The following is a 6,254-nucleotide window of genomic DNA, read 5'->3' on the forward strand; positions in this document are numbered from 1 at the left end:
AATTCGGCGTCCGGCGACCTTATGGCCGCTCATTTCGCCTTCCAGCTGTCGGCGTAACCGCCCCACTCGACGCCTTCCATTGCCTGGTAGACGTCCAGCGGATCACGGGTGTCGATCATCACCGCGACCTCGTCGGTCTCCTTGCGCTCGAACTTCTGCGCCACCTCGTAGGCCTTCGGGTGCGGCCCATGCGGGAAGCCCGAGGGATGGTAGGTGACCATGCCGGGATGGATGTTGTCGCGCGAGAAGAACTGGCCGCGGTGATAGAACAGCACCTCGTCGAAATCGTCGTTGGAGTGATAATAGGGCAGCTTCAGCGCCTCCGGGTCCGACTCGATGGGCCGCGGCACGAAGGTGCAGATGATGAAGCGGGAGGATATCCAGGTGCTGTGCGCCGAGGGCGGCAGGTGGTAGCGGTGGCTCATCAGCGGCCGGATATCGCGCCAGTTCAGCCGCACCGGCGCCAGATCGCCGTGCCAGCCCACCGCGTCCAGCGGGTTGAACGGATAGGTCATGGCGCAGAGCTGCCCGCGCTTCTTCACCCGGACCAGGGTTTCGCGCTCGTGCTTCTGCGCCTGGAAGGCGTCGTCCAGCGCCGGGACGTCCAGCACCGCCGGGTCGAAGATGGCGTGGGTGCCGACCAGCCCCTTGTGCGGCAGCTTGTAGGCGTCATTGGTGGCCTCCACCATCAGCACCATCACCGCCTCGTCCGTCTCCAGCCGCCAGCAGGTGTTGCGCGGCAGCACGACATAATCGCCCTCGCGCACCTCCAGATGGCCGTAGTCGCAATAGAGATGACCGCCGCCCTGGTGGAAGAACAGCAGGTCGTCGCCGTCGGCGTTGCGGACCAGATGGTCCATCTTGCCCTTGAAGCGCCACAGCCGCACCTGGGTCGCCCCGTTGCCCATCAGGGCCGGCGCCTCCAGCGGGCAATCTGGAATTTTTTGGCCGGGCATGGAATCGACATGGTTCAGGTCGAAGGCGCGCGGGCGCAGCGGCCCGTCGAAGCTGGTCCAGCCTGTCGGCGGGTGGGCGTGGTGCATCTGGGTCGCCGGGCCGAAGAAGCCCTCGCGCCCCATTTCCCGCTCGTAGGTGCCGGCGGGAAGCCGGACATGGGCCTGACGTGACGCGATGCCCTCGACCTTCGGAAACGAAATCCAGTTCTTCATGGCGCTTCCCCTCGCTGCCGCCGATCAAGTCCGCGACGGACACCGGCAGGCTTGTTCCGTTGCCGCCATTTTAGTTTCGTTTGAAACTGTTGCAAGAGCCAAATTACAGCGCAGGATGGGGCCACCCGCGCCCCTTTCACAGACGACGCCCGCCGATGCCGCCCGCCCGCCGTTCCAGCACCGCCGCAACGAAATCCGCAGCCAAATCCGCTGCCGCGCCGGCCGACATCCCGGCGCTGCACCTGACGCGCTTCCTACCCTACCGGCTGTCGGTTCTGGCCAACACGGTCAGCCACACGCTGGCCAAGCTGTACGAGAAGCGGTTCGGCATCACGATCCCGGAATGGCGGATCATCGCCGTGCTGGGCGGCGGCGAGACGATGAGCGCGGGCGAGATCGCGCAGCGCACCGCGATGGACAAGGTGCAGGTCAGCCGCGCCATCAGCCGCATGCTCGATTCGGCGCTGATCCTGCGCGAATCGGGCGACACCGACCGGCGCAAGGCCCTGCTGACCCTGACGCCGAAGGCCCTGGCGATCTATGCTGAGATCGTGCCGATGGCCCTGACCTATGAGGAAGAGGTCACCGACGCCCTGTCGATCGACGAGCGGGCGCAACTCGATACGCTGCTGTCCCGGCTGCAGGCCCGCGCCGACCAGCTGGCCGCCCGCCCGGCACCGGTTACAGCGCGGGCGGAGCCGGTGGACGAGTAAAGCCGCTCAGCCCCCCTTCACCTTGTGCAGCGGCTGGCTGGTGCCGGCATCGACGCGGCCCCGGCCGGGTTCCTCCGCCTCCAGGGGCGCGCAGGCGACCATGGTGGCGAGCGCGCGGCGGGCGAGGCGCTGGTATTCCTCCGTGCCTTCCGACTTCCAGGCGACCTCGTCGGGCCGCAGCTCGCGCATCACCTTGGCCGGCAGGCCGGCCACCAGCGTGCGCGGCGGCACGACGAAACCGGCCTTGACGAAGGCCATGGCGGCGACGATCGACTCCTCGCCGATCTCCGCCCCGTCCATCACCACCACATTCATGCCGACCAGCGCGTTGCGGCGAACGATGCAGCCGTGCAGCACAGCACCATGCCCGACATGCCCGTCCTCCTCGACAATGGCGTCATGGCCGGGGAAGGCGTGGATCGTGCAGTTGTCCTGCACGTTGCTGCCGCGCTGCAGCACGATCCGGCCGAAATCGCCGCGCAGGCTGGCGCAGGGGCCGACATAACATCCCGGCCCCACCACCACGTCGCCGATCAGCACGGCGGAAGGATGGACGAAGGCGGTCGGGTCGATGACGGGGATCACGCCGTCGATGGCGTAGACGGTCGGGCGCGGCAGGGTGGGAGCGGACATAGTCGGCATTCCTCGGTGTCTCTATTCGGTCTTTTGCGGCAAGGCTACACCGCCGCACGCTGTACGCGATACTGATTTTCCGTCATAGTGAGCATGTCTGTATCGCTTCACCGGCAGTCCCGCCGATGATGTAGCGAAGGCTTGATTGGTATCAAATGCAACTGTATCGTTGGCAACAATAACAATTCGCCAGAATGCCGGCCGCTCCGCGGCCGGGCTGCCAACGCGTCCTGTCATGGTTTCCGGGGGAGGAAACGCCCAATGCACGCGACTTTCAGCTATCCGAAATACAGCTTCACACCCTCTGAGGAACAGCGCACCGGCGCCGTCCGGCGCCATCCGGTGGTGGTCATCGGCGCCGGCCCGGTCGGGTTGACCGCCGCGCTCGACTTCGCGCGCAAGGGTGTGCCGGTTGTGGTGCTCGACGCCGAGGACACCGTCAGCGTCGGCAGCCGCGCCGTCTGCTATGCCAAGCGCGCGCTGGAGGTGTGGGACCGGCTGGGCGTCGGCCAGCGCATGATCGACAAGGGCGTGGTGTGGAAGATCGGCAAGGTCTTCAACGGCGACAGCATGGTCTACCAGTTCGACCTGCTGCCGGAGTCGGACCACAAGATTCCCGCCTTCATCAACCTCCAGCAATATTACCTGGAAGATTTCCTGGTCGCTGAAGCCCAGAAAAGCGAGCTGATCGACCTGCGCTGGCTGTCGCGCGTCATCTCCGCCAAGCAGGAGGCCGACCATGTCGTGCTTCAGGTGGAGACGCCCGACGGCGTCCATGCGGTGGAGGCCGATTGGGTCATCGCCTGCGACGGGGCCAAGTCGTCGGTGCGCAAGATGCTGGGACTGGAGTTCCAGGGCGAGGTGTTCAAGGACCGCTTCCTGATCGCCGACGTGGTGATGAAGGCCGATTTCCCGGCGGAACGCTGGTTCTGGTTCGACCCGCCCTTCCACCGCAAGCAGTCGGCCCTGCTGCACATGCAGCCCGACAATGTCTGGCGCCTCGACTTCCAACTGGGTTGGGACGCCGACCCGGAGGAGGAAAAGAAGCCGGAGCGTGTCATCCCCCGCGTCCAGGCGATGCTGGGCGCCGACACGCCGTTTGAGCTGGAATGGGTGTCGGTCTACACCTTCCAGTGCCGCCGGCTGGAGCGGTTCCGCCATGGCCGCATCCTGTTCGCCGGCGATTCGGCGCATCAGGTCTCGCCCTTCGGCGCCCGCGGCGCCAACAGCGGCGTGCCCGACGCCGACAATCTGGTGTGGAAGCTGGCGCTGGTGCTGGACGGCAAGGCGCCGGAGTCGCTGCTGGACAGCTACAGCGACGAACGGGTGGCCGCGGCCAAGGAGAACATCCTGAACTCCACCCGCTCCACCGACTTCATCACGCCGAAGAGCGAGATGAGCCGCGTCTTCCGTGACGCCGTGCTGGAGCTTGCCGTCGACCAGCCCTTCGCCCGCTCCCTGGTCAATTCCGGCCGACTGTCCACCCCCACCACCTACATCGACAGCCCGCTGAACACGCCGGACGGCGACGCCTTCGCCGGCAGGATGGTGCCGGGCGCTCCCGCCACCGACGCGCCGGTGGAGCGTGACGGCCATGCCGGCTGGCTGATGGAGGCGCTGGACGGCCGCTTCACCGTGCTCTACGCCGCCGCCAGCGATGAAATGGGCGGGCCGGTCCCGGCGGAGGTGGCGGAGGCGCTGGACGGTCTCGCCGCCGGGCCGCTGCCGCTGGCATGGCACGCGGTGACCGAGCGACGCCGCGGCATCGCCGGGGAACTGGTCGACAGCGCCGGCCGCCTGCGCGAACGCTACGACCTGACGCCGGGCAGCGTCTATCTGATCCGCCCCGACCAGCACATCACCGCCCGCTGGCGCCGCTTCGACGCCGCGGCCCTGTCCGCCGCGCTGAACCGCGCCACCGGCCGCTGATCCCCCGATTTTCCGGAGTTCCATCCATGGCCAAACTGATGACCGAGCAGCGTTTCGCCAGCCCGGACGACGTGTACCAGCTGCTGATCGACAGCCACCGCGACCTGACCCCCGACCAGAGCACCCGCCTGAACGCCAAGCTGATCCTGCTGCTCGCCAACCACATCGGCGACGCGGAGGTGCTGGCGGAAGCACTGCGCGTGGCGCGGCAGGGGGTGGAGTAACGACGGTGGGGGGAGGTGGCTCCAGCTCCCCCCTGACGCCAAGCCAAAGTTGGCGTACAAGAGCGCAGCCCCTTCCCGTCGCGGAGACTGCGCCGACCATGACCTTGCGCCGCCTGCTCCCCCTGCTGTTCATGCTGCTGTGCTGCGGCCCCGCCCTGGCGGAGGGGCTGACGCAGACGGCGCTGTCGATCCCCGCGCGCTTCCCCGACGGCAGCTCCGCCGCGCTGGAGGCGATGCTGTTGCGGCCGGACGGCCCCGGCCCCTACCCCGTCGTCCTGCTCAGCCACGGCACACCGCGCGATCCGGCTGACCGGGCGCAGATGACGCCGCTGCGGTATCTGCCGGAAGCCCGCGAGTTCGCCCGGCGCGGCTGGGCGGTGGTGGCGGTGATGCGGCGCGGCTATGGCGGATCGGACGGTCCCTACAGCGAGACGACCGGCGCCTGCAGCAACCCCGACTACCTGCATTCCGCCCGCCAGAGCGCCGAGGATCTGCGTCAGGCCATCCGCTATGTCGCGGCCCAACCCTTCGCCGACGCCAGCCGCATCGTCGCGGTCGGCGTCTCGGCCGGCGGGCTGGCCAGCATCGCGCTCAGCGCCGATCCGCCGCCGGGACTGAAGGCCGCCATCAGCTTCGCCGGCGGCCGCGGCTCCGTCGCCGACAACGAGGTCTGCCAGGAGAACCGTCTGGTCGCCGCCTTCGGCACGCTGGGCCGCAGCTCGCGCGTTCCCACCCTGTGGATCTATGCCGAGAACGACCTGTTCTTCGGCCCCGACCTCGCCCGGCGCCTGTGGGAGGCCTTCATCCATGAGGGCGGACGGGCGGAGTTCATCGCCGCCCCGCCCACTGGAAAGGACGGGCATGGCTTCTTCAGCACCGCCATCCCGCAATGGACGCCGATGGTCGACCGGTTCCTGGCGAAGAACGGGCTGGTGCTGCGCGACACCCCGATGGCGCTGACGCTGCCGGCGCTTCCCCCGCCGTCGGAGCTGTCCGCCGCCAACCGGGCCAAATTCCCCGCCTACATCGAGGCCGGCGGCAACAAGGCCTTCGCCGTGTCGCCCGATGGCGCCTATGGCTGGAAGTCCGGCATGCGCAGCCTGGACGAGGCGCAGAAGGGCGCGCTGGAGAATTGCGCGTCCCACACCCAGAAGGGCTGCCGCATCGCCTATCTCAATGACCGCCCGGCCGGCGCTGGCGCCGATGCCGCCGCCCCGGCGGAGGCGCCGCGCGGCACCCGCGTCAGCCTGGAGCCGCCGAAGGAGTTGTCGGCTTCCGGCCGCGACAAGTTCGGCGCCTATGTCGCCGCGGCCGGCCGCAAGGCATTCGCGGTGTCGCAGGACGGCGCCTTCGGCTGGAAATCCGGCATGCCCAGCGAGGACGCCGCCCGCCGCGGCGCCCTGGACAGCTGCGCCAAATACACCCGCCACACCTGCTATGTCGTGATCGTCGACGACCGGCCGCTGCGCTGAGGAAGGTGATTGGGGAGCGGTAGCCCCCTCCCCGACCCTCCCCCGCTCTCAGCGGACCTATGGTCCGCCTGTCGCGTCAGCACAAAGCAAAGCTTTGTGCGAGAGCTTCGCGGG

Annotated in this window: 6 protein-coding genes; 4 read left to right on the plus strand and 2 right to left on the minus strand. The window is 68.3% G+C overall.

Going from position 1 to position 6,254, the window contains the following annotated elements:
• Positions 1–29: 29 nt before the first annotated feature.
• Positions 30–1,169 (minus strand): homogentisate 1,2-dioxygenase, encoded by a 1,140-nt coding sequence (locus tag TSO5_RS26870; RefSeq protein WP_109154492.1) that lies wholly within the window; start codon positions 1,167–1,169, stop codon positions 30–32.
• 155 nt (positions 1,170–1,324) lie between these two features.
• Between TSO5_RS26870 and TSO5_RS26875 the strand changes: the two genes are divergently transcribed.
• Entirely contained in the window at positions 1,325–1,882 is a 558-nt protein-coding gene (locus TSO5_RS26875) for a MarR family transcriptional regulator (RefSeq protein ID WP_109154493.1), read from the plus strand.
• Between the two features lie 6 nt (positions 1,883–1,888).
• Here the strand turns inward: TSO5_RS26875 and TSO5_RS26880 are convergent, their stop codons facing one another.
• On the minus strand, positions 1,889–2,515 hold the full coding sequence (locus TSO5_RS26880; protein WP_109154494.1) for a transferase hexapeptide repeat family protein: 627 nt from the start codon (positions 2,513–2,515) through the stop codon (positions 1,889–1,891).
• 261 nt (positions 2,516–2,776) lie between these two features.
• Between TSO5_RS26880 and TSO5_RS26885 the strand changes: the two genes are divergently transcribed.
• The 3 genes from TSO5_RS26885 (at position 2,777) to TSO5_RS26895 (ending at position 6,140) form a co-directional block, all read left to right on the plus strand.
• A complete protein-coding gene (locus TSO5_RS26885; RefSeq protein WP_109154495.1) occupies positions 2,777–4,444 on the plus strand; it encodes an FAD-dependent oxidoreductase in 1,668 nt (555 codons plus the stop codon).
• Between the two features lie 26 nt (positions 4,445–4,470).
• Positions 4,471–4,668: a DUF2783 domain-containing protein gene (locus TSO5_RS26890; RefSeq protein ID WP_014248756.1), complete on the plus strand. Its 198-nt coding sequence runs from the start codon at positions 4,471–4,473 to the stop codon at positions 4,666–4,668.
• 98 nt (positions 4,669–4,766) lie between these two features.
• Positions 4,767–6,140, plus strand: coding sequence for a CocE/NonD family hydrolase (locus tag TSO5_RS26895; RefSeq protein ID WP_109154496.1), 1,374 nt, complete (start codon positions 4,767–4,769; stop codon positions 6,138–6,140).
• Positions 6,141–6,254: the final 114 nt, after the last annotated feature.

Source organism: Azospirillum sp. TSO5, assembly GCF_003116065.1.
In the GTDB taxonomy this organism is placed as follows: domain Bacteria; phylum Pseudomonadota; class Alphaproteobacteria; order Azospirillales; family Azospirillaceae; genus Azospirillum.

What these genes read in the sequence shown, in the direction of transcription:
- TSO5_RS26870 (WP_109154492.1), bottom strand. Translation starts at nt 1,169, where the DNA reads ATGAAGAACTGGATTTCGTTTCCGAAGGTCGAGGGCATCGCGTCACGT.
- TSO5_RS26875 (WP_109154493.1), top strand. Translation starts at nt 1,325, where the DNA reads ATGCCGCCCGCCCGCCGTTCCAGCACCGCCGCAACGAAATCCGCAGCC.
- TSO5_RS26880 (WP_109154494.1), bottom strand. Translation starts at nt 2,515, where the DNA reads ATGTCCGCTCCCACCCTGCCGCGCCCGACCGTCTACGCCATCGACGGC.
- TSO5_RS26885 (WP_109154495.1), top strand. Translation starts at nt 2,777, where the DNA reads ATGCACGCGACTTTCAGCTATCCGAAATACAGCTTCACACCCTCTGAG.
- TSO5_RS26890 (WP_014248756.1), top strand. Translation starts at nt 4,471, where the DNA reads ATGGCCAAACTGATGACCGAGCAGCGTTTCGCCAGCCCGGACGACGTG.
- TSO5_RS26895 (WP_109154496.1), top strand. Translation starts at nt 4,767, where the DNA reads ATGACCTTGCGCCGCCTGCTCCCCCTGCTGTTCATGCTGCTGTGCTGC.